Source organism: Streptomyces sp. DSM 42067 (assembly GCF_055792885.1).
The window spans coordinates 2,133,113-2,158,656 of the sequence record NZ_CM147706.1; the positions used below are offsets into that span (position 1 = coordinate 2,133,113).

The window sequence follows — 25,544 nt, forward strand, 5'->3', positions numbered from 1 at the left end:
GGCGCAGCGTCACCCCGCCGACGATCACCCACAGACGATCACCCCACCGACGAGTACGCCACCACACCCCGCAGCAACGCGTCCACCGCCTTGCGCGCGTTCTTCGGCACCGTGGAGCCGTCGCCCGGTGCGGCGGCCGAGATCTGGCCCAGTACGTCGATGACCTGCTTGCACCAGCGCACGAAGTCGCCGGCGGGCATCTCCGCCTCGTTCAGCACCTCGTCGAGTCCCTTGCCGGAGGCCCACATGTACGCGGCCCAGGCGAAGCCCAGGTCGGGCTCGCGCTGGCCGACGCCCTCCGCCTGGTTGATCCGGAAGTCCTCCTCCAGGGCGTCGAGCCGGCCCCAGATGCGGACCATGTCGCCGAGCGCCGCCTTGGCCTTCCCCGACGGCAGCTTGGGGGCGAGCGCGTCGTCCCCCACCCGCGCCTCGTAGACCAACGCGGAGACGCAGGCGGCCAGTTCGGCGGGGTTGAGCCCCTCCCACACGCCTTCGCGCAGGCATTCGCTCGCCAGCAGGTCCAGCTCGCCGTAGAGCCGTGCGAGCCGCTTGCCGTGCTGGGTGACCTCGTCGCCCCGCAGGTAGTCGAGCTCGGTGAGCAGGGCGACGATGCGGTCGAAGGTCCGCGCGATCGTGTTCGTACGGCCTTCTATGCGCCGCTCGAGCTGCTTGGTGTCCCGCATCAGCCGGTGGTAGCGCTCCGCCCAGCGGGCGTGGTCCTCACGCTCGTCGCAGCCGTGGCAGGGGTGTGCGCGGAGCTCGGTGCGCAGACGGGCTATTTCCCGGTCGTCCGCCGCGGCGGACCGCTTCTTGCGGTGCCGGTCCGGCACGATGTGCCCGGCCTTGGTGCGCAGCGCGGACGCGAGGTCGCGGCGGGACTGCGGGCTGCGCGGGTTGAACGACTTGGGGATGCGCATCCGCTCCAGTGCCTCGACGGGCACAGGGAAGTCCATCGTCGCGAGCCGCTTGACCTGCCGCTCGGCGGTGAGCACGAGCGGGCGCGGCCCGTCGTAGTGGTCGTAGCCGCGGTGGCCGTTGGTCCGCCCGGCGGGCAGGCCCGGGTCCAGGACGAGCGCAAGGCCGGCGAACTTGCCGGTCGGGACGTGGATGACGTCACCCGGCTTGAGCTTCTCCAGCGCGACCGCCGCCTCGGCCCGCCGCTGCGCGGCGCCCTGCTTGGCCAGCTCCGTCTCGCGGTCCTTCAGCTCGCGGCGCAGGCGCGCGTACTCCTCGAAGTCGCCCAGGTGGCAGGTCATCGAGGCCTTGTAGCCCTCCAGGCCCTCCTCGTTGCGCTGCACCTGGCGCGAGATGCCGACGACCGACTTGTCGGCCTGGAACTGCGCGAACGACGTCTCGAGGAGCTCGCGCGAGGTGTGCCGGCCGAACTGCTCGACCAGGTTGACCGCCATGTTGTACGACGGCTTGAAGCTGGACCGCAGCGGGTACGTACGCGTGCCGGCGAGGCCCGCGACCTGCTCCGGGTTCATGCCGCGCTGCCACAGCACCACGGCGTGGCCCTCGACGTCGATGCCACGCCGTCCCGCACGGCCCGTCAACTGCGTGTACTCACCGGGCGTGATGTCGGCGTGCTGCTCGCCGTTCCACTTGACCAGCTTCTCCAACACCACCGAGCGGGCAGGCATGTTGATGCCGAGCGCGAGGGTCTCCGTGGCGAACACGGCCTTCACCAGGCCGCGTACGAACAGCTCCTCGACGACCTCCTTGAAGGTGGGCAGCATGCCCGCGTGGTGCGCCGCGATGCCGCGCTCGAGGCCCTCCAGCCACTCGTAGTAGCCCAGGACGTGCAGGTCCTCGCCGGGGATGGAGGCGGTGCGCTCCTCGACGATCTCGCGGACCTTGGCCCGCGACTCCTCGTCGTTGAGCCGCAGCCCCGCGTACAGGCACTGCTGGACGGCCGCCTCGCACGCTGCGCGGCTGAAGATGAAGGTGATCGCGGGCAGCAGCCCTTCGGCGTCGAGCCGCTCGATGACCTCAGGGCGGCCCGGCGTCCAGATCCGCGACCTCTGGCGCCGCTCCCGCTCGCGGTCGGCCTCGCGCATGTTGTTCCTGCCGCGGCGCCGGTCGCGTCCGAACGTCTGGCGGCTGTCCTCCATGCGCGCCATACGCGTCAAATCAGGGTTGACAGCCTTCTTGTGGCCCTCGCCCTCCTCGAAGAGGTCGTACATCCGGCGTCCGGCCAGGACGTGCTGGAACAGCGGCACGGGCCGGTGCTCGGAGACGATCACCTCGGTGTCGCCGCGCACGGTGTCGAGCCAGTCGCCGAACTCCTCCGCGTTCGACACCGTCGCCGACAGTGACACCAGCGTCACCGACTCGGGGAGGTGGATGATCACTTCCTCCCAGACGGCGCCGCGGAAGCGGTCGGAGAGGTAGTGCACCTCGTCCATCACCACATAGCCGAGGCCGCTCAGCGTCTGCGAGCCCGAGTACAGCATGTTGCGCAGCACCTCGGTGGTCATGACCACGATCGGTGCGTCGGAGTTGATGCTGTTGTCGCCGGTCAGCAGGCCGACCTTGCCCGGGCCGTAGCGCTTGGTCAGGTCGGTGTACTTCTGGTTGGAGAGCGCCTTGATGGGCGTCGTGTAGAAGCACTTCTTGCCCTGCTGGAGCGCGAGGTGCACGGCGAACTCGCCGACGACCGTCTTGCCGGAGCCGGTCGGCGCGGCGACCAGCACGCCCTTGCCCGCCTCGAGCGCCTGGCAGGCCTCTATCTGGTAGGGATCGAGGCCGAAGTCGTACATCTCGCGGAAGGAGGCGAGCGCGGTGGCCTGCTCGGCAGCGCGCTTACGTGCTGCCGCGTACCGCTCGGCCGGTGAGAGGTCCTCTGTCATCGTGCTTTCGAGACTACCGGGACCCACTGACAACCGACGATCATTAACCGTATCGTCACGCAGGCCCTGGTCAGCGCCCCGCCCGGACCATTCATGGTCCGAGGATGCGCACAGCCCCCGCCACGCACTCCGCGGCCAGCGGCAACGCCCCGAGCCGCTCCCCATCCGCATACCCCGTGATCCCCTCGGCCACGAGCTCGACCCGGGCGGCCCGATGGACGGTGACCTTGGGGTGGTCGAGGTGGGTGCCCTTGTACACCTGCGGAAAGACCCGCAGCAGCGTCCTCCGGCTGCAGTCCCCCACCACCGTGATGTCGAAGAGACCATCGCTCAGATCGGCCCCGGCGCAGATCTTCATGCCCCCGCCGTACGAGGACCCGTTCCCGACGGCCACGAGGGTCGCCTCGACCTCGTGGACGACCCCGCCGTCCAGCGTGATCTTGTACGGCACGGGCCGGAACGCGGCGAGTTCGGCGACCATCGCGAGGTCGTACTTGAAGCGCCCGGCCGGAAGCCGCATCCGGTTGCCCCGGTCGTTGACGCGCGAGTCGAAGCCGGAGGCGAGCACGGTGCCGAACCAGGTTCCGTCCACCCGCCCCAGGTCGATGTCGCGCACCCGCTCTTCCTTGAGCGATTCCGCGACGATCCTGCCCGCCGCCGCGGGGTCGCGCACAGGCAGCCCCAGGGCGCGCGCAAAGTCGTTGCCCGTGCCCACGGCCACGATCCCGAGCGGTATCCGGGTCCCGGCGACAGCCTGCAGGGCGAGGCTCGCCATGCCGTCGCCGCCGACGGCTATCAGCGCGCCAGTGCCGCTTTCGACGGCTTCCCGGGCCCTGCGCAGCCCGTCAGCGGCGTCCTCGCCGAGGATCGTCCGCACGGAGAATCCGGCCGCACGCAAAGCAGAAGCGGCCGGCTGCGCCGCATGAGCGCCCCGGCCGCGTCCCGCGGTGGGATTGACGAAGAGGGTGATCTCGCTGGTCACGAGGCGGGACCTTACAGCGTGCCGCCCTCATCGGGCCCGGTCAGGTCACGTCACGTCGTCGAACCCGTTGATCCGCTCCCGGTCCCGGTCCGAGCTCGCCTGCTCGGGCAGCGCAGGGGTGGCGGAGACGGCTTCGATCTCGCCGATGTCCTCGGGCGTCAGGTCCAGCTCGGAGGCCTCGTCGTCGGCGGGGCCCTCGGCCTCACGCCGTGCTCGACGCCGATCGTTCATGAGCGCGATCCCGGTCGCGACGAAGTACAGCAGCGAGATCGGCACGGCCAGCGCCAGCATCGAGATCGGGTCGGTGCTGGGCGTGGCGACCGCCGCGAAGAGCGTGATGCCCATGACCATTCCACGCCACCAGCCACGCATCTTCTCACCGGAGACGATGCCTCCGAAGTTCAGCACGACCAGCAGCAGCGGCAGCTCGAAGGCGAGGCCGAAGATAATGATCATCCGCATGATGAGCTGGATCAGTTCATCCAGCGGCAGCAGGTTGTCGCTGCCAATGATGGAGAACTCGATCATCACCGCCGCCATCTTCGGCAGCGACCAGTACGCGAAGTAGGCGCCCAGGAGGAACAGCGGAAAACCGGCACCGACGATGCCGAGCGAGTACTTCTTCTCGTTCCTGTGCAGACCAGGAGCAATGAAGCCCCACAGCTGGTACAGCCAGACCGGTGATGCGAGCACCAGGCCGGATGTGAACGAGACACTCAGCGCCAGCGTGAACGGGCTGAGCAGGCCGTTCTGCGTGATGCGCGCGCAGGTCTCGGTGGCGGTTTCCTGGAGCTCTGCAAAGCCCAGGTTGCATCCCACGGCCTGGAGAATCGGATTCGTGAAGAACTCGAGGATGTCCTTGTAGAACATGAACGAGATGACCGTGGTCACGACAACAGCCAACAGGCTCTTCACCAGCCGGTTGCGCAGCTCACGCAGGTGTTCCACAAGGGGCATCCGCCCCTCGGGGTCCTTCTCTTGCTCTTTCTTGCGGGCAGACTTGAGCAACCCACGTCCTCATCTCGTGCGGCGGGCCGGTCCTCACCGGCCCTTTCTCAGCGCTTGGTCGTGTCCGTCGGCTCGGTGACCGGGCGAGAGCTGGTCACATCGCCGGGCGCGGCCTGGATGACGCGCTGTGCCGGGGGCTGCTCGTTGTTCGGCGGGTCTGCCGGAGCCGCCTGCTGGTCGTCGGACTTCATCGCCTTGGCCTCGCTCTTGAGGATGCGGGCCGACTTGCCGAGGGAGCGGGCCATGTCCGGAAGCTTCTTGGCACCGAACAGCAGGATGATGACGACGAGGATCAGAATGATCTCGGTGGGGCCGAGCCTACCCATAGCTGTTTACCTTCTTCACCGAGGCGACATGGAGTCCGAATACCCGGCAGGTCGGACATTCGTCCGACCACCGTGCTGGCAGCGATCGTAACGCTCAGGGGTGAACGCGAAGCAATCCCTGTGCGTACTCCCAGTCTGCGGGCCCGCGCCTCGCTCTCGGGGCCGCGATTCAGCAGCGTACCTGCCGAACCTGGGAAGTTGACAGGTAGCAGCAGTCAAGGAACTTTCGAAAAACCTCAAAGGACGTCCCTGGTGGTGTGGGCCACACCGACCGCCGCACGCTCCAGATCCTCGGCCGCGCGATGGATGCGACGTGCGGAATCGTCGACTTGGCGCCCCAGCCGTTGGGCCTCCACGAAGACCCGGACGGCCAGTACTCCGAGCACAGCAAGCCCACAGAAACCCACAGCGATCGCCAGCATCGGCCAGAACATGTCGGTCAGCCTAGACGGTGGAGTGCAGGCGCAGCGTCCGCACTCCGCCGCCGGTGAGGAGTTCGACGATGCGTTCGCCCGCGGGCTTGCGCACCGCGGCGCCGCACTCGGGGCAGGTGAACGAGTAGAACGTGGTGCGGCTGCTGGCACCGATGGCGAGGCGCAGCGCACCCGCGGCGAGTTCGAAGCGGGCGCGGCAGTCGGGGCAGGCGGCCTTGAAGACCACGGGAGTCGGCCCCGATCGTCCGTATATGGCCGGTGCTCCCTGTGTGTTGGATGTCACAGAGCTGCTCACAGCGCTTGCTCCTGCCTGTCGACCGGCCCGCCGACGGGCGCCTCGGCCGGGCCGTCGGCGTTGCCGTACAGCGTGCCGACCCGCCCACCGGCCGGGGTCCCGGCGGGCCCGTCGACCAACTCGTCATAGGCCGCGAGCGCCGCGCGTGCCGCCCGCTGAGCGCTGTCGGCGAGATCCTGCGGGGAGACGATCCGGCCGTCCCGGCCGAGCCGGAGCGCGAGCCTGCGCAGGCTGGCGGGGTCGGGCGTGCGCAGCGTGATGCGCAGGCCGCCGTCGTGCAGTTCCTCGGCGCTGTCGTGCGGGTAGTACTCGGCGACCCAGCGGCCTCCGGGTCCGACCTCGACGACCACCTCGGGATCCTCGGCCGCGGGCTGCACCAGCCCCTCGGAGAGGTCGCGCAGTTCGACCTCGGGCGGCGCGGAGGGCTCGTCCAGGATCCTGATCTCCGCGACCCGGTCGAGCCGGAAGGTGGCCGGGCCTCCGAGCGGCGGCACCACGCCTCCACGTACGTGTGGCCGACGCTCACCAGCCGGATCGGGTCGATCTCGCGCTCGCTGAGCTCGTCGCGCGCGGGCGAGTAGTAGCGGATCCACAGTCGGCGCCGCTCGGAGATCGCCCGGTCGACGTCCGCGAAGACACCGCCCTCGGACTCGAACGTGACGGAGAGCCGGGAGCTGGCGCCGGCCGCCTCGCCCGCCGCGGCCTCCAGCTTCGCGGTGGCGCGCAGCAGTGCCTGCCGGTCGCTCTCGCGCAGCCCCGGCAGCGTCGAGACGGCTCGCGCGGCGACCAGCAGCGCGGTGGCCTCGTCGGCGGCGATCCGCAGCGGCGCGGCAGCTTCTGCGGCGAGGGCGCCTGGGTTGCGCCACCAGATCCGATCGCCGTCGGTGTCGATGTCGAGCAGGTCACCGCCGCGGAAGCTGGTCCCGCACAGCGGCAGTACGTCGAGGTCGGAGATCAGCTCGTCCTCGGTGATCCCGAAGGCGCGGGCGACGTCGGCAACGCGTGCGCCGGGGCGCTCCCGCAGATACGTCACCAGGGAGAGCATCCGCCGGGTCTGGTCGATGGCGTTGGCTGCCATTGCTTGCTCCGTCCCCCTCAGCCCTTGGCCACGGCGCGCAGCCGGTCCACGACGTCGGCCCGCAACTCGGCGGGCTCGAGGACCACCACATCGGGCCCGAACTCCACCAGCCAGGCGTCCAGGCCGTGCCCGTACGGAATCTCCAACTCGTCCCAGCCGTCGCCGAGTTCCCGTACCGAGACGGCCTTGGCGCGCAGCGGATAGCCCGCGCCCGCGCGCAGCCTGATCAGGGCGCTGCGGTCGGCGGTCTCGCCCGCCCAGCTCGCGACGGTTTCGCGCACGGTGACGACGTCGGGCACGGCGGCGGTGAACTTACCGGGGCGGTTGCGCACCCTCCCGGTGATCCGCGAGAGGCGGAAGACCCGCTCGGCACCGCGCTCGCGGTCCCAGCCGGCCAGATACCAGTGGCCGCGCCAGCACTCCAGCGCCCAGGGCTCGACCTGGCGCAGTTCGGGGCGGGCGGCGGTGGCCTTGCGGTAGTCGAAGGCGACGGGGCGGCGGTCGCGGCAGGCGAGCATCAGGGGTTCGAAGGCGGCCTCGTGTACGGGGATGTGGGGTTCGAGCGCGCCGTGCGCCCCGTACGGGTCGACGTCCTCGGGAAGGCCCGCGGCGCGCAGTTTCTGCAGGGCGCCGCTGGCGGCTCCGGCGAGTCTCGCCTGCTGCCAGACCTTGGCGGCGAGGCCGAGCGCCGCTGCCTCTTCGGCGTCGAGCGTGACGGGCGGCAACCGGTTGCTGTCGCGGCGGGCCAGGTAGCCCACCTCGCCGTCGAGGTTCTCCACCGTCTCGATGACCAGGCCGAGCTCACGCAGATCGTCCTTGTCCCGCTCGAACATGCGGTTGAAGGAGTCGTCGGAGCCGGCTTCCAGGTAGGCCTCGATGGAGCCGCGCAGCTCGCGCTTGCTGAGCGGTCGCCTTGTCCCGAGCAGGCACAGCGCCAGATTCATCAGCCGCTCGGCCTTGGAGATGGCCATCGACGCCCTTCCCTATGATGCTTCGATCGTCGACCGTACCGCTCCGTGGTGTCGTGGCAAAAGCCGAGGGCCCATGCCAGAAGGCATGGGCCCCACACCTGACCGGATGTGATCAGGGTTGCCGATCAGATGTGATCAGCGCTGCTGACCGGATGAGATCAGCGAGGTGTTCCGTCCGGGCCGGCTCAGACCGCGACCAGGTCGCAGACGAAGATCAGGGTCTCGCCCGGCTTGATGCGGCCGCCGCCGGCGCCGCGGTCGCCGTACGCGAGGTGCGCCGGGATGGTCAGCTGGCGGCGCCCGCCGACCTTCATGCCCTGCACGCCCCGGTCCCAGCCTGCGATGACCTGGCCGACACCGAGCTGGAACTGCAGCGGCGTGCCGCGGTTCCAGGACGCGTCGAACTCCTCGCCGGTGGAGAAGGCCACGCCCACGTAGTGGACGGAGACGGTGTCGCCCGCCTTCGCCTCCGGGCCGTCGCCCTCCCAGATGTCCTTGATCTCGAGGTCCGCCGGCGGCTCGCCGCCCGGGAAGTCGATCTCGGGCTTCTCGATGCTCACGTTAATGCTCCTGCTTGTTACGGATGGGCAACGCGCACAGTCTTACATCTTCGCCAGGATGTCGACGGAGAAGACCAGCGTGGAGTCCTTCTTGATGTCGCTGCCGCTCGGCGGGTTGTCGCCGTAGCCGAGGGCCGGCGGGACGACGACGAGGACACGGCTGCCGACCTTCTTGCCGGTCAGGCCCTGCGACCAGCCCTTGACGACCTGCTGCAGCGAGAACGAGGAGAGCTGGCCGCGCGAGTACGTGGAGTCGAACTCCTTCCCACCGTCCCACAGCACGCCCTTGTACTGCACGAGGAGGCTGTCGGTGGCCTTCACCTCCTCGCCGTCGCCCTCGATCACGTAGTTGGCCACGAGGTCCTTCGGGGCGTCCTTCGCGGGGACGTCGATGGACGGGGCCTTGCCGTCGGTGTTCGTGCCGACCTTGGGCAGGTCGATGTTGTCCTGGGCGACGACCTCGCCCTTCGCGGAGCTCTTGGGGCCGAAGGAGTTCACGATGTCCACGACGAAGACGAGGGTGTCCGTCCCCTTGATGCCCGCCTGCGCGTTCCCCTCCGAGCCGTAGCCCAGGGACGGCGGAATGGCCAGCTCCACGCGGCTGCCGACCTTCTTGCCGACCAGTCCCTGGTCCCATCCGGGGATGACCTGGCCGACCCCGATCGGGAAGATCGCGGGCGCACCGCGGTCGTAGGAGTTGTCGAAGACCTTGGCCGTGCTCCAGATCTGGCCGAGGTAGTTGGCCTGCAGATAGTCGCCCTTGGCGACCTCCGCGCCCTTGCCCTCGATCAGGACCTTCACCGCGAGTTCCTTCGACGGCTCACCCGAGCCCTTGGCGACGGTCGGCTTCTGGCCGAACTCCGTACCCGCCGTGACATCGGGCACCGGCCCGGACACGATCTTCGCGGTCGGCCCCGCCGAGGCGGTAGGGGACGGGCTGGTCTCGGCCTTGTCGGCCTTGTCGTCACCACAGCCGGCAAGCGTGAGCAGGCCGGCCGGAACGGCAAGGAGCAGGGAGCGTCGGCGCACGGTGGGGGCCTCGTATCGGTCGATCTTGTAGTTGACGTGCGCGCAACTCTACGGGCAGACGAGGGCGCCGTACGAGGAACGTACGGCGCCCCGCGTTGCGTACTGCTGTTCCCGGTCACATACCGGCGATCAGCTTCTCCACCCTGTCGTCGACCGACCGGAACGGGTCCTTGCACAGCACGGTGCGCTGCGCCTGGTCGTTGAGCTTGAGGTGGACCCAGTCCACCGTGAAGTCGCGGCGCTGTTCCTGGGCGCGGCGGATGAAGTCACCGCGCAGCCTGGCCCGAGTGGTCTGCGGAGGCACCGACTTGCCCTCGAAGATCTTCAAGTCGTTGCAGATACGGGCCGCTTGTCCCTTCTTCTCGAGCAGGTAGTACAACCCGCGTCGACGGTGGATGTCGTGGTACGCGAGGTCTATCTGCGCGACCCGCGGATGCGACATCGTCATGTTGTGCTTGGTCCGGTACCGCTCGATGAGCTTGTACTTCATCACCCAGTCGATCTCGGTGCCGATCCGGTCCAGGTCCTCCTGCTCGATCGCGTCGAGCGTGCGGCCCCACAGCTCCAGCACCTGCTCGACCGTGCCGGTGCGGATACCGCGGCGCTCGCAGAAGTCCAGCGCCTTCTCGTAGTACTCCCGCTGCACCTCGAGGGCGGAGGCCTCCCGGCCGCTGGCCAGCCGCACCTTGCGGCGGCCCGTGATGTCGTGGCTGACCTCGCGGATCGCCCGGATGGGGTTCTCCAGCGTGAGGTCCCGCATGACGGTGCCCGCCTCGATCATGCGCAGCACCAGGTCGGTCGCGCCGACCTTGAGGAGCATCGTCGTCTCGGACATGTTCGAGTCGCCGACGATGACGTGCAGCCTGCGGTAGCGCTCGGCGTCCGCGTGCGGCTCGTCGCGCGTGTTGATGATGGGCCGGGAGCGGGTCGTGGCGGAGCTGACGCCCTCCCAGATGTGCTCGGCACGCTGACTGACGCAGTACACGGCGCCGCGCGGCGTCTGCAGCACCTTGCCCGCACCGCACAGCAGCTGCCTGGTGACCAGGAACGGAATGAGGATGTCCGCGAGCCGGGAGAACTCCCCGTGCCGTGCCACCAGATAGTTCTCATGGCAGCCGTAGGAGTTGCCCGCCGAGTCGGTGTTGTTCTTGAAGAGATAGACGTCGCCTGCGATTCCCTCCTCGTGCAGGCGGCGTTCGGCGTCCACGAGCAGGCCTTCCAGAATGCGCTCGCCGGCCTTGTCGTGCGTGACGAGTTCGGTCACATTGTCACATTCGGGAGTTGCATATTCCGGATGTGATCCGACGTCGAGATAGAGGCGGGCGCCGTTGCGCAGAAACACATTGCTGCTACGGCCCCATGACACGACACGGCGGAAGAGGTACCGCGCCACCTCGTCAGGAGACAGGCGGCGCTGTCCCCTGAACGTACACGTGACGCCGTACTCGTTCTCCAGCCCGAAAATGCGGCGGTCCATGAGTGAACATTACGCCTGATGCCCAGCAGTGAAACCGGGTTCGACAGCACCGTTTCGATCATTTTCCGAAGCGCCCGCCAACTTCCGGGTGCCGCCGGGAGCTGCGAGGACCCGCCCCGCGGCCAGCAGAACCAGCAGCGCGACGGCCGCCACGACCCCCGGAACCGCGAAGCCCCAGGCGGCTCCGCCCCACTCGACGACCGGCCCCGTAGCGGCCGTTCCCACCGACGCACCGACCGTGAACGTCGTCACCAGCCACGAGAACGCCTCCGTCACCGTGCCGCTCGGCGCATGCCGGTCCACGATGATGAACGCAGACGCGATGCACGGCGCGAGGAACACCCCCGCAAGGGCCGTCAGCGCCGTCATCCCGACAGGGCCGGGCATCAGCATCAGCGGCAGATAACAGAGCGCGAGCAGTGCCACCAGGCCCCGCAGTCGCCGCTCGGGTGCACCACTCCACTGCCGCGCACCGTACACGGCACCGCCTGCGAGGGCACCCAGCCCCAGCGCCGCCATCAGCCAGCCGTACACCGCGTCGCCCCCGTGCCCGTCGGCGTACGACACCCCGGCCACCGTGATGGAGCCGAGCGCCATGCCGATGAAGAGGAACGAGCCGAGCAGTGCCAGCAGGCCCGGCGAGCGCAGCGCCCCCAGCCAGTGCGCCTCCCGGGGCGCCGAGCGCCAGGTCCGCGACGGTTCGGACACCACCACGGACAGCGCACCGAGGACACCGACGGCGTTGATGACCAGCAGCGCCGCCTCCGCCGACCACAGCGACACGCACAGCGTGACCAGCAACGGGCCGATCGTGAACATGACCTCCTGGGCCACGGCATCCATGGCATACGCCGTGTGCACCTGGTCCTCGCGCGGCAGCACCTTCGGCCACAGGGCCCGCAGACCGCCCTCGAGGGGTGGGGCGAACAGGCCGGCGACCACCACTGACGCGTGGGCGAGCCAGAGCGGGTCGGTGCCGGCGAAGGAGAAGACCGCCGCGCCCAGGGCGGACACGAGCGCCGCGGGCAGCTGCACGCGCGGCTGCCCGTACAGGTCCACGAGCCGGCCCAGCAGCGGCTGCCCCACGGCGTTCGCCACCCCGTACACCGCCGCGAGGGCCCCGGCGAGACTGTACGAGCCGCCCTGCGCCCGCACGAACAGCACGATCGCGATGGCCGCTGTGGCATTCGGCAGGCGGCCCACCAGCGTGCCCACGAGCAGCCTCGCCGCATGTCTCGTCCGGAGAATCTCCCCATATCCCGCGGCCATGCCAGCCCTGCCCTCTCCCCCGCACCGTGGCGCCCGCCGCCCTGCCCGAGGTGATCGAAGTTTTACGTATAACGCCGTCCGTCATACGTACCATGTGCGCAGTTCGCAGTCCACTTCGATTTCGCCGGAGCGAGCGAGCCGAGAGCACGCGAGGCAGCGGCCCGACACGCGCGCCGACCGGCGCGGCACAGCACGGAAGGAGCCCCCGTGGCGCGGACCACGAGCAAGGACGTGGCCCGGGCGGCCGGAGTCTCCCAGACCGCGGTCTCCCTCGTCCTCGGCGACAAATGGCGCGGCCGGGTCTCGGAAACCACCGCCGAACGCGTCCGCGACGCCGCCCGGCAACTCGGCTACCGGCCCAACCTCGCCGCCCGCAACCTCCGCCTCGGCCGCACCCGAACCGCACTCCTCGTCGTACCGGCCCTCACCAACGAGTTCTTCGCACGGGTCTACACCGGCGCCGCCCGCGTCGCCGCCGAACACGGCTTCGGCGTCGTCCTCTACCCCTCACCCGAAGGCATCGGCCCCGCCCGCGACCCCTTCGAATCCGCGGCAGCCGCCCTCGACGGCGTCATCGCCTCCTCCATGGCAGCCGACGCCCTGGCGGCCATCCGCGGCGACGAGTTGCCCCTGGTCATGCTCGACAGCGACCCCGACGAGAGCCCCGGCGCCGCCACCGTCAACCTCGACCTCGCCGACGGCATGCGCCAGATCACCGACCATCTCCTCGGCCTCGGCCACCGGCGCTTCCTGCACATCGCCTCAGCCATCAGCTCCTGGACCTTCGAGGTACGCGCCAGAGCCCTCCACGGGGCCCTCAGAGACGTCCCCGGCACCGAGCTCCGCACCGTGACCACACCCCTGAGCATCGACGCCTCACGGGACGCCACCGAAGCGGCACTCACCGCACCAGGCCCCCGCCCCACCGCCCTCATCTGCGACGACGACTTCCTCGCCGTCGGCGCCTGCAAAGCAGCACGGCGACTGGGCCTACGCGTCCCGGACGATATCTCGGTCACCGGATTCGACGACCTGACCCTCGCCTCCGCCGTCGACCCCGAACTCACCACCGTGCGGCTCCCCGCAGAGCACGTGGGCGAGCGAGGCATGGCCGCACTCCTCACCATCCTCGAGGGGCGGCCCGTAGGCGCCGACGACCTGCCGGTCCAGCTGGTCGTACGCGACTCGACAGCGCCGCCCCGCGCACAGCCCTGACACAGGCGCCCACATACGATCGCGCCCCCGACCCAATGGCCGGGGGCGCGACAGTAAGTGACCGAGCGAGCGCGAACTCCTACTCCTCGGACTCCTCCTCGTTGTCCGAAGGCGCATCCGTGGGCGCCGCCCCGCCATCCGCCTCCAGGAGACGCGACAGCTGACGCCCCACGATCCGCTTGAACTTCCGCTTCTGCGGACGCGTACGGTCCAGAACCGCCACCTCAAGCCGCTCCGCGGGGATCTCCCGCTCACTGCCGTTGGTGTCCCGCGACAACGCCTGCACAGCCAGCTTCAAGGCCTCCGCAAGCGACATACCGTCCCGGTGACGCTGATCCAGATAGCTGCTGATCTGCTCCGCATTGCCACCGACCGCGACCGAACCGTGCTCGTCCACGATCGATCCGTCATGCGGCAGGCGATAGATCTGGTCGCCCTCGGGGGTCTCCCCCACCTCCGCGACCACCAGCTCCACCTCGTACGGCTTCTCCGCCGCACTCGAGAAGATCGTGCCCAGCGTCTGCGCATAGACATTCGCCAGACCACGCGCCGTCACATCATCACGGTCATAGGTGTAACCCCGCAGATCGGCATAGCGCACACCGCCGATCCGCAGATTCTCGTACTCGTTGTACTTGCCGGCGGCCGCAAAACCGATCCGGTCATAGATCTCGCTGAACTTGTGCAGCGCACGGGACGGATTCTCACCGACGAACACGATGCCGTCGGCGTACTGCAGCACGACCAGGCTGCGACCGCGGGCAATGCCCTTCCGGGCATACTCGGCCCGGTCGGCCATCGCCTGCTGGGGTGAGACATAGAACGGCGTCGACACCGGCTGTCCGTCCCTTTCTGTCAGTGGTTCTGTCAGTCACGCAAAAGGACCCGCAATACGGATCCGACAGGTACGGATCACAGCAGAGCGGCCCGCGGACCGTCGGGCTGCTCCAGGCGCCGCTCCAGGATCGACCGCGCGATCTGAGAGGACTCGTCGTCGGTCACCTTCCGGAATCCCTCATCGGTGATCACAGTGACAATCGGATAAATCCGGCGAGCGACGTCCGGACCGCCGGTCGCGGAATCGTCGTCAGCCGCGTCATACAGAGCCTGCACCACGAGCGTCGTCGCCTGCTCCTCGGTCAGATCCTCGCGGTACAGCTTCTTCATCGCCCCACGCGCAAAGAGCGAACCCGAACCGGTCGCCGCAAAACCATGCTCCTCGGAACGGCCACCCGTCACGTCGTACGAGAAGATCCGCCCCCTCTCACGGTCCACGTCATACCCCGCGAACAGCGGCACCACGGCCAGACCCTGCATGGCCATACCCAGGTTGGAACGAATCATCGTGGAGAGCCGGTTCGCCTTGCCCTCCAGCGAGAGCTGCGTCCCCTCGACCTTCTCGAAGTGCTCCAGCTCCAGCTGGAACAGCTTCACCATCTCCACGGCCAAGCCGGCCGTACCGGCGATACCCACCGCCGAATACTCATCGGCCGGGAACACCTTCTCGATGTCCCGCTGCGCGATGACATTGCCCATCGTCGCGCGCCGGTCACCGGCGAGCACCACACCACCGGGGAACGTCACAGCAACGATCGTCGTGCCGTGCGGCGCCTCGATCACACCCTGCACGGGCGGCAGCGACCGCTTGCCCGGCAGCAGCTCCGGCTGGTGCTCGGACAGGAAGTCCATGAAGGACGAGGATCCAGGCGTCAGGAAGGCAGCTGGTAGACGCCCGGTGCTACGAGTATTGGCTTCCACGAGGTTCCTTCCAATCAGGCGGCAGCCCGACGAACAGTGTCGGGATCGTCTCCCAACTTGCCGATGGCCGAATTGCAGTTGAAGCACAGTACGCCACGGACCCTACCCGTGTTGTGGCAGTGATCCACATGCACGGCCAGGGCTTTTGGAGACAGATCACATAGAGACGGCGGAAGGCATTGCAGCCCCTTCGGGAACGCCTTGTTGCGCGCGAAGGCTGCCCGCGGCTTGCACTTTCCGGCACCGCGAACAGCGCTTCGCGCCCACCCTTCAGGCGCTGGAACCGCCCCCGCCCTTATCTTCGATTCGAAGGCAGAAGCAGGGTTACTCCCCGCCCTTCTGAACGAACGAGCGTACGAAGTCCTCGGCGTTCTCCTCGAGTACGTCGTCGATCTCGTCCAGAACAGAGTCCACGTCGTCGCTGAGCTTCTCCTGCCGCTCCTTGAGGTCCTCCGAAGCCTGCGCGTCCTGCGCCTGCTCCTCGACCTCCTCCGTGGAGCGCGTCGCCTTCTGCTGGCCGCCGCCGGTGTCCTTGGTCGCCATATCCCTCACCCCGCTCGATTCGCCCGACTAGGTTCGATCGGTCAAGATCAGACCCTACAAGCAGGGTCCGACATCGGCCCCGCCGTTGTTACAACGTCCGGGGACCACCTCGATGATTCCCGGACGCAGTCCTTTTCAGCCCCGGTAGCCCGGACCGGGCTGCCGGCGCGGTCAGCCGGTCAGCCGGTCAGCCGCCGGAGAGGACCCTGACCAGATCCTCCGCCGTACGGCACCGGTCCAGCAGCTCCTTGACGTGATTACGCGTTCCGCGAAGCGGCTCCAGGGTGGGTACCCGCTGGAGCGAGTCCCGGCCCGGTAGGTCGAAGATCACGGAGTCCCAGGAGGCGGCGGCGACGTCGTCCGCGTACTGCTCGAGGCAGCGGCCGCGGAAGTAAGCGCGTGTGTCCTCCGGTGGCTTCGCCTCGGCCCGCTCGACCGTTTCCTCGTCGAGGAGCCGCTTCATCTTGCCGCGGGCGACGAGACGGTTGTAGAGGCCCTTGTCGGGGCGTACGTCGGCGTACTGGAGGTCGATGAGCTGCAGGCGTGCCGCGTCCCAGTCGAGGTTGTCGCGGCGCCGGTAGCCCTCCATGAGTTCTCGTTTGGCGACCCAGTCGAGTTCGCCGGAGAGGCTCATGGGGTCGTGTTCGAGGCGGCCCAGGACGTCTTCCCAGCGGGTGAGGACGTCTTTGGTCTGGTCGTCGGCGTCGGCGCCGAAGCGTTCCTCGACGTACTTGCGGGCGAGCTCGTAGTACTCCATCTGGAGCTGGACCGCGGTGAGTGTGCGGCCGCTGCGCAGGGTGACGAGACGCTGCAGCGTGGGGTCGTGGGAGACCTGGTGCAGGGTGCGTACCGGCTGGTCGACGGCGAGGTCGACGGCGATGAAGCCGTCTTCGATCATCGACAGGACCAGTGCGGTGGTGCCGAGCTTGAGGTACGTGGAGATCTCCGACAGGTTGGCGTCTCCGATGATGACGTGCAGCCTGCGGTATTTCTCCGCGTCGGCGTGGGGTTCGTCGCGGGTGTTGATGATGGGGCGTTTGAGGGTGGTTTCGAGGCCGACTTCGACTTCGAAGTAGTCGGCTCGCTGGCTGAGCTGGAAGCCGTGTTCGTGGCCGTCCTGGCCGATGCCGACGCGGCCTGCGCCTGTGACGACCTGGCGGGAGACGAAGAAGGGGGTGAGGTGGCGCACGATGTCTGAGAAGGGGGTTTCCCGCTTCATCAGGTAGTTCTCGTGCGTGCCGTAGGACGCGCCCTTGTTGTCGGTGTTGTTCTTGTAGAGGTGGATGGGCTGGGCGCCGGGGAGCTGTGCTGCGCGCTCGGCGGCCTCGGCCATGATGCGTTCGCCGGCCTTGTCCCAGAGGACGGCGTCCAGGGGGTTCGTGACTTCGGGGGCGCTGTATTCGGGGTGTGCGTGGTCGACGTAGAGGCGTGCCCCGTTGGTGAGGATGACGTTGGCGAGGCCGATGTCCTCGTCGGTGAGCTGGCTGGCGTCGGCGGCCTCGCGGGCGAGGTCGAATCCTCGCGCGTCGCGCAGCGGGTTCTCCTCTTCGAAGTCCCATCGGGCGCGGCGCGCCCGGTGCATCGCCGCCGCGTATGCGTTGACGATCTGGGACGAGGTGAGCATGGCATTGGCGTTGGGGTGGCCGGGGACGGAGATTCCGTACTCCGTCTCGATGCCCATTACTCGCCGTACGGTCATGCGGCCCTCCTTGCCCGGCGGCGCCCTCGGTCGGGGGCGGCGCTCAAGTACCGCTGTTGCTCCGGTGCGTGTGCGGTGCCCGTCCCCGCACTGCGCGACTCGGCGGTACCGAAGAGCCTAGAACGCCTTTGCGCTGGTGGGGAGATCATTTTCGTCTTTGCTCTCGCTCGGGTGTCGCCACGGTGAGGAGCTGTGTGCGGTCGGTCAGTATCAAGAAAGCAGTCGGCTGCGGGTACCCGTGGAGGACACCCGCAGCCGTCCTGTCTTTTACAGGTACTGACCGGTGTTTGCCACCGTGTCGATGGAGCGTCCGGTGTCTGCGCCCTGCTTTCCGGTGACGAGGGTGCGGATGTAGACGATCCGTTCGCCCTTCTTTCCGGAGATGCGTGCCCAGTCGTCCGGGTTTGTGGTGTTCGGCAGGTCTTCGTTCTCCTTGAACTCGTCCACGCAGGCCTGGAGGAGGTGGGAGACGCGGAGGCCCTTCTGGTTCGCCTCGAGGAAGGCCTTGATGGCCATCTTCTTAGCGCGTCCGACGATGTTCTCGATCATGGCGCCGGAGTTGAAGTCCTTGAAGTAGAGGACTTCCTTGTCGCCGTTGGCGTACGTGACCTCGAGGAAGCGGTTCTCCTCGGATTCGGCGTACATCTGCTCGACGACGGACTGGATCATGCCCTGCACGGTGGCGGCCTTGTCATGACCGTGTTCTGCCAGGTCGTCGCCGTGCAGCGGGAGCCGTTCGGTCAGGTACTTGGCGAAGATGTCCTTCGCCGCCTCGGCGTCCGGGCGCTCGATCTTGATCTTCACGTCCAGGCGCCCGGGGCGCAGGATCGCGGGGTCGATCATGTCCTCGCGGTTGGAGGCGCCGATGACGATGACGTTCTCGAGGCCTTCCACGCCGTCGATCTCGGCGAGCAGCTGGGGGACGATGGTGTTCTCCACGTCCGAGCTGACGCCGGAGCCACGGGTGCGGAAGAGCGACTCCATCTCGTCGAAGAAGACGATGACGGGTGTGCCCTCGCTGGCCTTCTCACGTGCCCGCTGGAAGACCAGGCGGATGTGGCGCTCGGTCTCGCCGACGTACTTGTTGAGGAGCTCGGGGCCCTTGATGTTCAGGAAGTACGACTTCCCGGCGGGCTGGCCGGTCACCTCGGCGACCTTCTTGGCAAGGGAGTTGGCGACGGCCTTGGCGATGAGTGTCTTGCCGCAGCCGGGCGGGCCGTAGAGCAGGACGCCCTTGGGCGGGCGCAGCTCGTGCTCCTTGAAGAGGTCGGGGTAGAGGTAGGGGAGCTCCACCGCGTCCCGGATCAGCTCGATCTGGCCGCCGAGGCCGCCGATCTTTTCGTAGGTGATGTCCGGGACCTCTTCGAGGACGAGCTCTTCGACCTCGCTCTTGGGCACGACCTCGTAGACGTAGCCGGATCGGGGTTCGAGCAGCAGGGCGTCGCCGGGGCGGATGGTGACGTCCAGCAGGGGCTCGGCGAGCCGTACCACCCGTTCCTCGTCGGTGTGCCCGAGCACGAGGGCGCGCTCGCCGTCCTCGAGGATCTCCTTGAGGGTGACGATGTCGCCGACTCGCTCGAACTCCATGGCCTCGACCACGTTGAGCGCTTCGTTGAGCATGACTTCCTGGCCACGCCTGAGCTCGTCGAGCTCGACGCTGGGGCTGACGTTCACCCTGAGCTTGCGGCCCCCGGTGAAGATGTCAGCGGTGCCGTCCTCGTTCGCCGTGAGGAAGACACCGAAGCCGGCCGGCGGCTGTGCGAGCCGGTCGACCTCCTCCTTGAGGGCCACGATCTGGTCTCGGGCCTCACGGAGCGTGTTCGCGAGCCGCTCGTTCTGTGCGGACACGCCGGCCAGGTTGGTCTGCAGCTCGACGATCCGCTCTTCGAGAATCCTCGTATGGCGCGGAGAGTCGGCGAGCTTGCGGCGCAGGACGGCGATTTCCTGCTCGAGATAGGCAATCTGACCGGCAGGGTCGTCGGACCCTCGACCCGGGCGGATGCCGCGGTTGATGTCGTCGTCGTGGGCTGCCACGGTCCTCACCTCCTCCAAAGGGAGCTGGACGCTTCCAGACCCTACCTGGGTGGGTGTCGATTGAAACCCCTAGATCACAAAGACGGTCGGGGTGTGTCCGATCTTCACCCTTGCGCTGCCCTTCACGCCAGGGGGATACCCACCCACAAACATGGGAAAGCGGGCGGTTGTATCGTCGAAGCGTTCAACACCCGTCAGACCTGGCCCGACTTGCTCGCGGGGCCGGTGATCTCGACGAAGGGAAATGGCAGGAGATATGACCGTGCAGGATGAGGCCGGCGCCGGCACCGAGGCTCTGGAGGTCTGGATCGACCAGGACCTGTGCACTGGCGACGGGATCTGCGCCCAGTATGCGCCTGAGGTCTTCGAGCTAGACATCGACGGTCTGGCCTATGTGAAGAGCCCTGCCGACGAGCTTCTGCAGGCTCCGGGGGCCACAACGCCCGTTCCACTGCCGCTTCTGCGGGATGTGACCGACTCCGCGAAGGAGTGTCCGGGTGACTGCATTCATGTACGTCGCATTTCAGACAAGGTAGAGGTATTCGGCCCCGACGCTGAGTGACCTCGCTACTGCGTAGCGTGGCAAAAGCCATGGGCCCGGGCTGCGGTGTCGCCGCCCGGGCCCTTCGCTGTGTCTGATGCGTCACATTTTCTTGCTGGTGCCTGTGGGTGTCGACGGCCGGACGGCTGTCCGCATCGACGGCCGGGCGTCCGGGGGGCGCACTCGCGTGTGCCGCTGAGTGTCAGACGCCGAGGGCCCCGGCGGGTGTGGAGCGGACGAACGTGCCGTTCTTCCACTGCCACTTGGCCTTCTGCTGCTGGTCCGGGCAGCAACTGGGTACGTCGGGCGACGAATAGCCGAGCAGGGTGGCGGTGACGGCTCCGTCCTCGACGGCGAAGTCGGAGACGGTGAGGTGGTCCTGTGGGTCGACGAGTGTGGCCACGACGCGGGGCTGGGCGTTCGCATCGGTGGGCTGTGTGATCACGTAGATGCCGCTGGGCGGGGTGCCCGAGCCCGCGTCGCAGCGCACCACGGCGATGGTCTCGGGTCTGCCGTCGCCGTCGAGGTCCCCGGACGCCTTCTTCTCCACCACGGTCCTGGCCGCGCCGCAGTTGAGGCCGAAGTCGACGGCGGCCGGGTCCGGGGCTTCCACCGGGGTGGAGTGGTGGCTTCCCGGCTGGGCGGCGGTGGCGGCTTCGGGCTGGAAGAAGGAGGAGCCCGCGACCACGGCGGCGAGGGCGGTGGCGGTGGCCAACCAGTGGATCGGGCGGGTTTGGGTGTGTGCCAGTTCCGGGACGGCGGATTGCTGCACTAGGAGCGTCTCCTGCGAGGGCTGTGCCGGTGGGGGTGGCCAGCATGGTGCCATACCTCACACCGAGGCGGAACGGCGGGGTCCGGTGGAGCTGCCGGTACGTCAAGGAAAAGACCGCGCAGACGAGTTCCCAGGTCCTCTCCGGGAACTGGGCAGGCGGATTTGTCCGTTGAAGTGCCGTTGGGCCGGGCCGGTGTGGCGAACTTCTTCTTCGAGCCTGGCCCGCCGCGTTGTTGGGCCTGGTCGGTCGCAGTGTGCCGTCGGCGTATCGCCGATCTCCGTGGGACTGGAGCTCCTGGTTCAGTCCTTCGCGCCCCGGCGTCGGGGGCGGCGGCGCCACTCGGTTGAGGGGTCCCCGGGCGAGGAGAGGGCAGACGAAGGGCCGCCGGCTGTGTCAGCGCGGCGGCCCTTGAGTCGTGCGGTCGACGGCCCCTGTCAGCGGGGCGGGCCTCCGTCGGCGTTCGGGCCGGTGTAGTCCTCGCCGTAGGCGCCCTTCGCGGGGCGGCGCCGGCGCGTGGGCGGCTCGACGCCGTCGGCGAGGCGGCGGGCGGTCAGCAGGAAGCCGGTGTGGCCGATCATCCGGTGGTCGGGGCGGACGGCGAGGCCCTCGATGTGCCAGTTGCGGATCATCGTCTCCCAGGAGGTCGGCTCGTTGAAGCAGCCGATCTCGCGGATGGACTCGACGGTCCGGGCGAGCTGGGTGGTGGTCGCCACGTAGCAGCAGAGGATGCCGCCGGGGACGAGCGCCTTGGAGACGGCCTCCAGGCACTCCCAGGGGGCGAGCATGTCCAGGATGACGCGGTCCACGTCGGTGTCCGACAGGTTGTCCTGGAGGTCGCCGACGGTGAGCTGCCAGGCGGGGTGCGGGCCGCCGAAGTAGCGCTCCACGTTCTGCCGGGCGATGTCGGCGAAGTCCTCGCGGCGCTCGTAGCTGTGCAGCATGCCGTGGTCGCCGATGGCGCGCAGCAGGAAGCTGCTGAGCGAGCCGGAGCCGACGCCTGCCTCGACGACGCGTGCGCCGGGGAAGATGTCGGCGAATGCCAGGATCTGCCCCGCGTCCTTGGGGTAGACCACGGCGGCGCCGCGGGGCATGGACAGGACGTAGTCGGGGAGCAGGGGGCGCAGCGCGAGATAGGCGACGTTCCCCGTGGTGCGGACAACACTGCCCTCGGGAGCGCCGATCAGCTCGTCGTGCGGGAAGGAACCCTTGTGGGTGTGGAAGTTCTTCCCGGCCTCGAGCGTGAACGTGTAGTGGCGGCCCTTGGGGTCGGTCAGCTGTACCTGGTCCCCGACCTTGAAGGGCCCGCGCCTGCGGGCGGCACCGGTCGGTTCGGACATGTGACCAGCCTACCGGTCCTGGCCGGGGCCGCTGACCACGTGCAGCCGGGGTCGGTGAGGCCCACGGGGGCCGGGGCCGCTCACCGCGTGGGCGGCCCGGGAGGCGAACCGAGCCCTATGAAGCGGGCCGGGCCATTGCCTTCACGAAGGCGCGCTCGACGTCGGCCGCGGACAGCACTCCGTAGATCTCGCCGGTGTCCTCGACCACCAGGTACTCGGTGGCGGGCGTCGCGCGCAGTACATCGAGGAGCTCCTCGCCTGCGAGCTCGGCGGAGACCCGCATGCCGTCGGTCAGTTCCTGGGCGAGGCTGCTCACCGCGACCCAGGGCCTGCGGTGCTCGGGCACGCCGACGATGGCGGCCTCACGCACCACCGAGAGGGGGTCGCCGTGCGCGTCTACAACGACCAGGGCGCGGGCCCCCGACTCGTTCGCGCGGCGCAGCGCCTCGGAGAGCGGGGTGTCGCTCGCGACCGGGACCGCCCGCCGGGTCAGGGCGCGGGCGCGCAGCTCGGGCAGGTGTTCGCGGAGCCGGGCCATACGGAGGCTGTTGCCCGCGCCGGTCCAGATGATCGCGGCGAGGATCGCGGCGAGCAGGGCGTCCGTGACGGTGTCCATGCCGCTGATCTCCTCGGCGCCGGAGCCGAGGGCTCCGGACTGGGTGAGGAGCGGTAGCCCGACGAGTACGGAGATCGCCAGGGCGCGGCCGACCCAGGCCGCGGCGATCGTACCGCTCATGGGTTTGCCGGTGATCTTCCAGACGACGGCCCGCAGCATGCGGCCGCCGTCCAGCGGAAGTCCGGGGAGGAGGTTGAAGGCGGCCACGATCAGGTTGGAGATCATCAGGCCCGCGAGGAGCACTCCGGGTACGGTGCCGGGCTCGACGGCCTGCAAGCCGGCGTAGAAGACCCCGGCGAGTACGAGCGAGAGCAGCGGCCCGACGAAGGCCAGGACGAACTCGCGCCCGGGCGTCTCCGACTCCTTCTCGATCTCGGACACGCCACCGAAGAACTGCAGCTGGATACGGCGTACGGGCAGCTTGAAGCGGAGCGCCGCGACCGTGTGGGCGAGCTCGTGGACGAGTACGGACGCGTAGAAGGCGACCGCGAAGAAGAGCGAGACGAGATAGCGGACGGCGCCGAGTTCCGGCAGGACGCGGTCGATCTGTCCGCCGAAGACCCAGGTGATCAGCGCCGCGACGAGGAACCAGCTGGGCGCGACGTAGACGGGCACGCCGAAGGGCCGCCCCATGAGCAGCCCGCCACCGGGCCCCCGCGGCGGCTTGCCCGGTCCACCCGGGCCGGGCCCCGCCGGCGGCCCCTGGCCCGGCCGCCCCGCGGACCCACCGCCGGACGACCCGGCAGACCCACCGTCCGGCGACCCGGCAGACGCGCCGGACCGACTGCCGTCGGACCCACCGGCACCGGCGTCACGATCCACAGCCGTGCCACCCGAGGACCCTCCGGACCCACCGGCCCAAGGCCCTGCAGCAGAGCTGCCAGCCGAAGACCCTCCAGCCCCGGCGGCCGAAGGCCCCGCGGCCCCACCGTCCTCCGCAGCACCCCACGGCTGCGTCGCGGAAGCATCCGCTGGACGGTCCTGGGAGCCGCCGCTCGGCCGCTGCACGGCGGCGTCGTGCCCTGCCCGCTGCGCGACGTCCCCACGCGCCGCCTGCCCTTCCGGCCACTCGGGGCCGGAAGCGGCAGACGGATCCGTAGGTGCCGCCGGACGCGAAGGGGCTGACGGACCCGGAGGCGGTGACGCGCCGGGGCCGGATGGCTGGGTCGGCTGGGTCGGCTGGGTCGGCTGAGTGTGGGCGTCCGGTTCGGCGGTGTTCGAGGCGTTCGGGTCGGGGCGCTGCTGGTTTGCGAGCGGAGTGTGGTCCCCGTCCGCGAGCTGGGCGTCTTGCCCGGTGCCGACGGGCGATGCCGGCCGTTCGGGCGGGGCGTCGGCGCCGTCCGGGCGTGACGGTGCGATGCGGCGCTGGTCCGCTCCGCTGTTGCCCGACCGCGGCTGTCCGCGCCCGCCGCTCTCGTCCACGGTGTCCCCTCGTTCGAAGCGTCCCTCGCCCCTGCTGTCGCCGGTCACGGTCATACAGGGCGAGTGGGTCTGCTCGTCGATGGTATGCGGCCGCTCCTTTGCGTTCCGCCTCGACTCCCCCTCTCTGCGCCCGGGTTGCCCGCACCTACGGATGCGGCTACCGAGCTGTGCGGGAACGGAACTGTCAGTGGTGGGTCGTAAGGTCTGTTGTCATGGAAACCAGCTCCGACGGTGCCGCGGCGACGACGGCGGCCGAGCCTTCTGCCGTGGCTGCCGCGCCACCGGCGTCGCTGTCGCCCTCGCGTGCCGGCGACTTCATGCAGTGCCCGCTGCTCTACAGGTTCCGGGTGATCGACAGGCTGCCCGAGAAGCCGAGCCAGGCGGCCACCCGCGGCACCTTGGTGCACGCCGTGCTGGAGAGGTTGTTCGACGCCCCTGCAGCCGAGCGTACGGCGCCGCGCGCGAAGTCGCTGGTCCCCGGTCAGTGGGACCGGCTACGCGAGGCGAGACCGGAGCTGGCGGAGCTCTTCGCCGACGCCGACGAGGAGGCGGCGGGCGAGGGGCTGACCCGGTGGCTGGCCGAGGCCGAGGCGCTCGTGGAGCGATGGTTCTCGCTGGAGGACCCGACCCGCCTGGAACCGGCGGAACGCGAACTGTTCGTGGAGGCCTCCCTGGACTCGGGGCTGAAGCTGCGCGGCATCATCGACCGCGTCGACGTGGCGCCCACGGGCGAGGTGCGGATCGTCGACTACAAGACGGGCAAGGCCCCACGCCCCGAGTACGCCGAGGGCGCCCTGTTCCAGATGAAGTTCTACGCCCTGGTGGTGTGGCGTCTCAAAGGCATCGTGCCGCGCCGCCTGCAGCTGGTCTATCTGGGCAGCGGTGACGTGCTGACGTACGACCCGGTCATGGCTGATCTGGAGCGTGTGGAGCGCAAGCTGCTTGCGCTGTGGGACGCCATCAGGCTGGCCACGGAGACGGGTGACTGGCGGCCGCGGCCGACGAAGCTGTGCGGCTGGTGCGACCACCAGGCGCACTGCCCGGAATTCGGCGGGACTCCCCCGCCGTATCCGCTGCCGATCAGAACGCGCGGGTCCGCCGGTGATCGCCTCCCGGTGGATCCGGCAGGGCCCGTCGGGGATGAGGTCCCGGTTGCGTCGGGCGGACCCATCGGCGATCAGGTCCCGGTTGCCACGGCCCAGGCCGCCGGCCGTCACGCCCCCTCCGCCGCGCAGGGCGCCGACAGCAATCAGCCACCCTCCAGGGCGCCCGAGGCCGGCGGCGCCGCGCAGGGCAGAATGGGGCCGGACTAGCGAAGGAGACTT

At 69.0% G+C, this 25,544-nt stretch carries 23 protein-coding genes and 1 pseudogene; 3 read left to right on the forward strand and 21 right to left on the reverse strand.

The window, feature by feature from the left end; translation table 11 throughout:
• Window positions 1-38: 38 nt before the first annotated feature.
• The 12 genes and pseudogenes from ACSMXV_RS10115 to ACSMXV_RS10170 all read right to left on the reverse strand — a co-directional run bounded on the left by ACSMXV_RS10115 (window position 39) and on the right by ACSMXV_RS10170 (window position 12,281).
• Entirely contained in the window at window positions 39-2,852 is a 2,814-nt protein-coding gene (locus tag ACSMXV_RS10115) for a DEAD/DEAH box helicase (protein WP_473177344.1), read from the reverse strand.
• A 91-nt stretch (window positions 2,853-2,943) separates the two neighbouring features.
• Window positions 2,944-3,834 carry a diacylglycerol kinase gene (locus tag ACSMXV_RS10120; protein WP_473177345.1) on the reverse strand — a complete coding sequence of 297 codons (891 nt, stop codon included), beginning with the start codon at window positions 3,832-3,834 and terminating at the stop codon, window positions 2,944-2,946.
• Between the two features lie 45 nt (window positions 3,835-3,879).
• Window positions 3,880-4,842 (reverse strand): twin-arginine translocase subunit TatC, encoded by a 963-nt coding sequence (gene tatC, locus ACSMXV_RS10125; protein WP_181864388.1) that lies wholly within the window; start codon window positions 4,840-4,842, stop codon window positions 3,880-3,882.
• A gap of 47 nt (window positions 4,843-4,889) precedes the next feature.
• Complete coding sequence (tatA, locus tag ACSMXV_RS10130; protein ID WP_181657330.1) at window positions 4,890-5,168, reverse strand: Sec-independent protein translocase subunit TatA; 279 nt, start codon at window positions 5,166-5,168, stop codon at window positions 4,890-4,892.
• A 236-nt stretch (window positions 5,169-5,404) separates the two neighbouring features.
• On the reverse strand, window positions 5,405-5,602 hold the full coding sequence (locus ACSMXV_RS10135; protein ID WP_181864390.1) for a hypothetical protein: 198 nt from the start codon (window positions 5,600-5,602) through the stop codon (window positions 5,405-5,407).
• A 10-nt stretch (window positions 5,603-5,612) separates the two neighbouring features.
• Window positions 5,613-5,885 carry a hypothetical protein gene (locus ACSMXV_RS10140; RefSeq protein ID WP_473178877.1) on the reverse strand — a complete coding sequence of 91 codons (273 nt, stop codon included), beginning with the start codon at window positions 5,883-5,885 and terminating at the stop codon, window positions 5,613-5,615.
• A gap of 8 nt (window positions 5,886-5,893) precedes the next feature.
• Window positions 5,894-6,975: pseudogene (locus ACSMXV_RS10145) on the reverse strand (helix-turn-helix transcriptional regulator).
• A gap of 17 nt (window positions 6,976-6,992) precedes the next feature.
• Window positions 6,993-7,946 (reverse strand): helix-turn-helix transcriptional regulator, encoded by a 954-nt coding sequence (locus ACSMXV_RS10150; RefSeq protein ID WP_473177346.1) that lies wholly within the window; start codon window positions 7,944-7,946, stop codon window positions 6,993-6,995.
• A 185-nt stretch (window positions 7,947-8,131) separates the two neighbouring features.
• Entirely contained in the window at window positions 8,132-8,506 is a 375-nt protein-coding gene (locus ACSMXV_RS10155) for an FKBP-type peptidyl-prolyl cis-trans isomerase (protein WP_067283196.1), read from the reverse strand.
• 42 nt (window positions 8,507-8,548) lie between these two features.
• The gene (locus ACSMXV_RS10160) at window positions 8,549-9,535 is read right to left on the reverse strand and encodes an FKBP-type peptidyl-prolyl cis-trans isomerase (RefSeq protein WP_473177347.1); all 987 of its coding nucleotides are present in this window, start codon (window positions 9,533-9,535) and stop codon (window positions 8,549-8,551) included.
• A 115-nt stretch (window positions 9,536-9,650) separates the two neighbouring features.
• The gene (gene pafA / locus ACSMXV_RS10165; protein WP_473177348.1) at window positions 9,651-11,012 is read right to left on the reverse strand and encodes a Pup--protein ligase; all 1,362 of its coding nucleotides are present in this window, start codon (window positions 11,010-11,012) and stop codon (window positions 9,651-9,653) included.
• A 9-nt stretch (window positions 11,013-11,021) separates the two neighbouring features.
• Window positions 11,022-12,281, reverse strand: a complete 1,260-nt coding sequence (locus ACSMXV_RS10170) for an MFS transporter (RefSeq protein WP_473177349.1) — start codon at window positions 12,279-12,281, stop codon at window positions 11,022-11,024.
• A 207-nt stretch (window positions 12,282-12,488) separates the two neighbouring features.
• Here ACSMXV_RS10170 and ACSMXV_RS10175 point away from each other — a divergent pair, with 207 nt between their 5' ends.
• Window positions 12,489-13,496: a LacI family DNA-binding transcriptional regulator gene (locus ACSMXV_RS10175; protein WP_473177350.1), complete on the forward strand. Its 1,008-nt coding sequence runs from the start codon at window positions 12,489-12,491 to the stop codon at window positions 13,494-13,496.
• A gap of 79 nt (window positions 13,497-13,575) precedes the next feature.
• Here the strand turns inward: ACSMXV_RS10175 and prcA are convergent, their stop codons facing one another.
• The 6 genes from prcA to arc all read right to left on the reverse strand — a co-directional run bounded on the left by prcA (window position 13,576) and on the right by arc (window position 19,530).
• Complete coding sequence (gene prcA / locus ACSMXV_RS10180; RefSeq protein WP_473177351.1) at window positions 13,576-14,331, reverse strand: proteasome subunit alpha; 756 nt, start codon at window positions 14,329-14,331, stop codon at window positions 13,576-13,578.
• A gap of 77 nt (window positions 14,332-14,408) precedes the next feature.
• Window positions 14,409-15,254 carry a proteasome subunit beta gene (prcB, locus tag ACSMXV_RS10185; RefSeq protein ID WP_473178878.1) on the reverse strand — a complete coding sequence of 282 codons (846 nt, stop codon included), beginning with the start codon at window positions 15,252-15,254 and terminating at the stop codon, window positions 14,409-14,411.
• A gap of 14 nt (window positions 15,255-15,268) precedes the next feature.
• Window positions 15,269-15,661: an endonuclease domain-containing protein gene (locus ACSMXV_RS10190; RefSeq protein ID WP_473178879.1), complete on the reverse strand. Its 393-nt coding sequence runs from the start codon at window positions 15,659-15,661 to the stop codon at window positions 15,269-15,271.
• Complete coding sequence (locus ACSMXV_RS10195; RefSeq protein WP_011027899.1) at window positions 15,579-15,797, reverse strand: ubiquitin-like protein Pup; 219 nt, start codon at window positions 15,795-15,797, stop codon at window positions 15,579-15,581. Before ACSMXV_RS10195 ends, ACSMXV_RS10190 begins: the two co-directional genes overlap by 83 nt.
• A 187-nt stretch (window positions 15,798-15,984) precedes the next feature.
• Complete coding sequence (dop, locus tag ACSMXV_RS10200) at window positions 15,985-17,496, reverse strand: depupylase/deamidase Dop (RefSeq protein WP_473177352.1); 1,512 nt, start codon at window positions 17,494-17,496, stop codon at window positions 15,985-15,987.
• Window positions 17,497-17,763: 267 nt separating this feature from the next.
• A complete protein-coding gene (gene arc, locus ACSMXV_RS10205) occupies window positions 17,764-19,530 on the reverse strand; it encodes a proteasome ATPase (RefSeq protein WP_181657339.1) in 1,767 nt (588 codons plus the stop codon).
• 256 nt (window positions 19,531-19,786) lie between these two features.
• Between arc and ACSMXV_RS10210 the strand changes: the two genes are divergently transcribed.
• A complete protein-coding gene (locus ACSMXV_RS10210) occupies window positions 19,787-20,092 on the forward strand; it encodes a ferredoxin (protein ID WP_181864395.1) in 306 nt (101 codons plus the stop codon).
• A gap of 181 nt (window positions 20,093-20,273) precedes the next feature.
• Here ACSMXV_RS10210 and ACSMXV_RS10215 read toward each other — a convergent pair whose 3' ends face one another.
• The 3 genes from ACSMXV_RS10215 to ACSMXV_RS10225 form a co-directional block, all read right to left on the reverse strand.
• Window positions 20,274-20,843, reverse strand: a complete 570-nt coding sequence (locus ACSMXV_RS10215) for a hypothetical protein (RefSeq protein WP_473177353.1) — start codon at window positions 20,841-20,843, stop codon at window positions 20,274-20,276.
• A gap of 435 nt (window positions 20,844-21,278) precedes the next feature.
• The gene (locus tag ACSMXV_RS10220) at window positions 21,279-22,181 is read right to left on the reverse strand and encodes a tRNA (adenine-N1)-methyltransferase (protein ID WP_181657342.1); all 903 of its coding nucleotides are present in this window, start codon (window positions 22,179-22,181) and stop codon (window positions 21,279-21,281) included.
• A gap of 115 nt (window positions 22,182-22,296) precedes the next feature.
• Window positions 22,297-23,805: a site-2 protease family protein gene (locus ACSMXV_RS10225; protein ID WP_473178880.1), complete on the reverse strand. Its 1,509-nt coding sequence runs from the start codon at window positions 23,803-23,805 to the stop codon at window positions 22,297-22,299.
• A 626-nt stretch (window positions 23,806-24,431) separates the two neighbouring features.
• Here ACSMXV_RS10225 and ACSMXV_RS10230 point away from each other — a divergent pair.
• A complete protein-coding gene (locus ACSMXV_RS10230; protein ID WP_473177354.1) occupies window positions 24,432-25,532 on the forward strand; it encodes a RecB family exonuclease in 1,101 nt (366 codons plus the stop codon).
• Window positions 25,533-25,544: the final 12 nt, after the last annotated feature.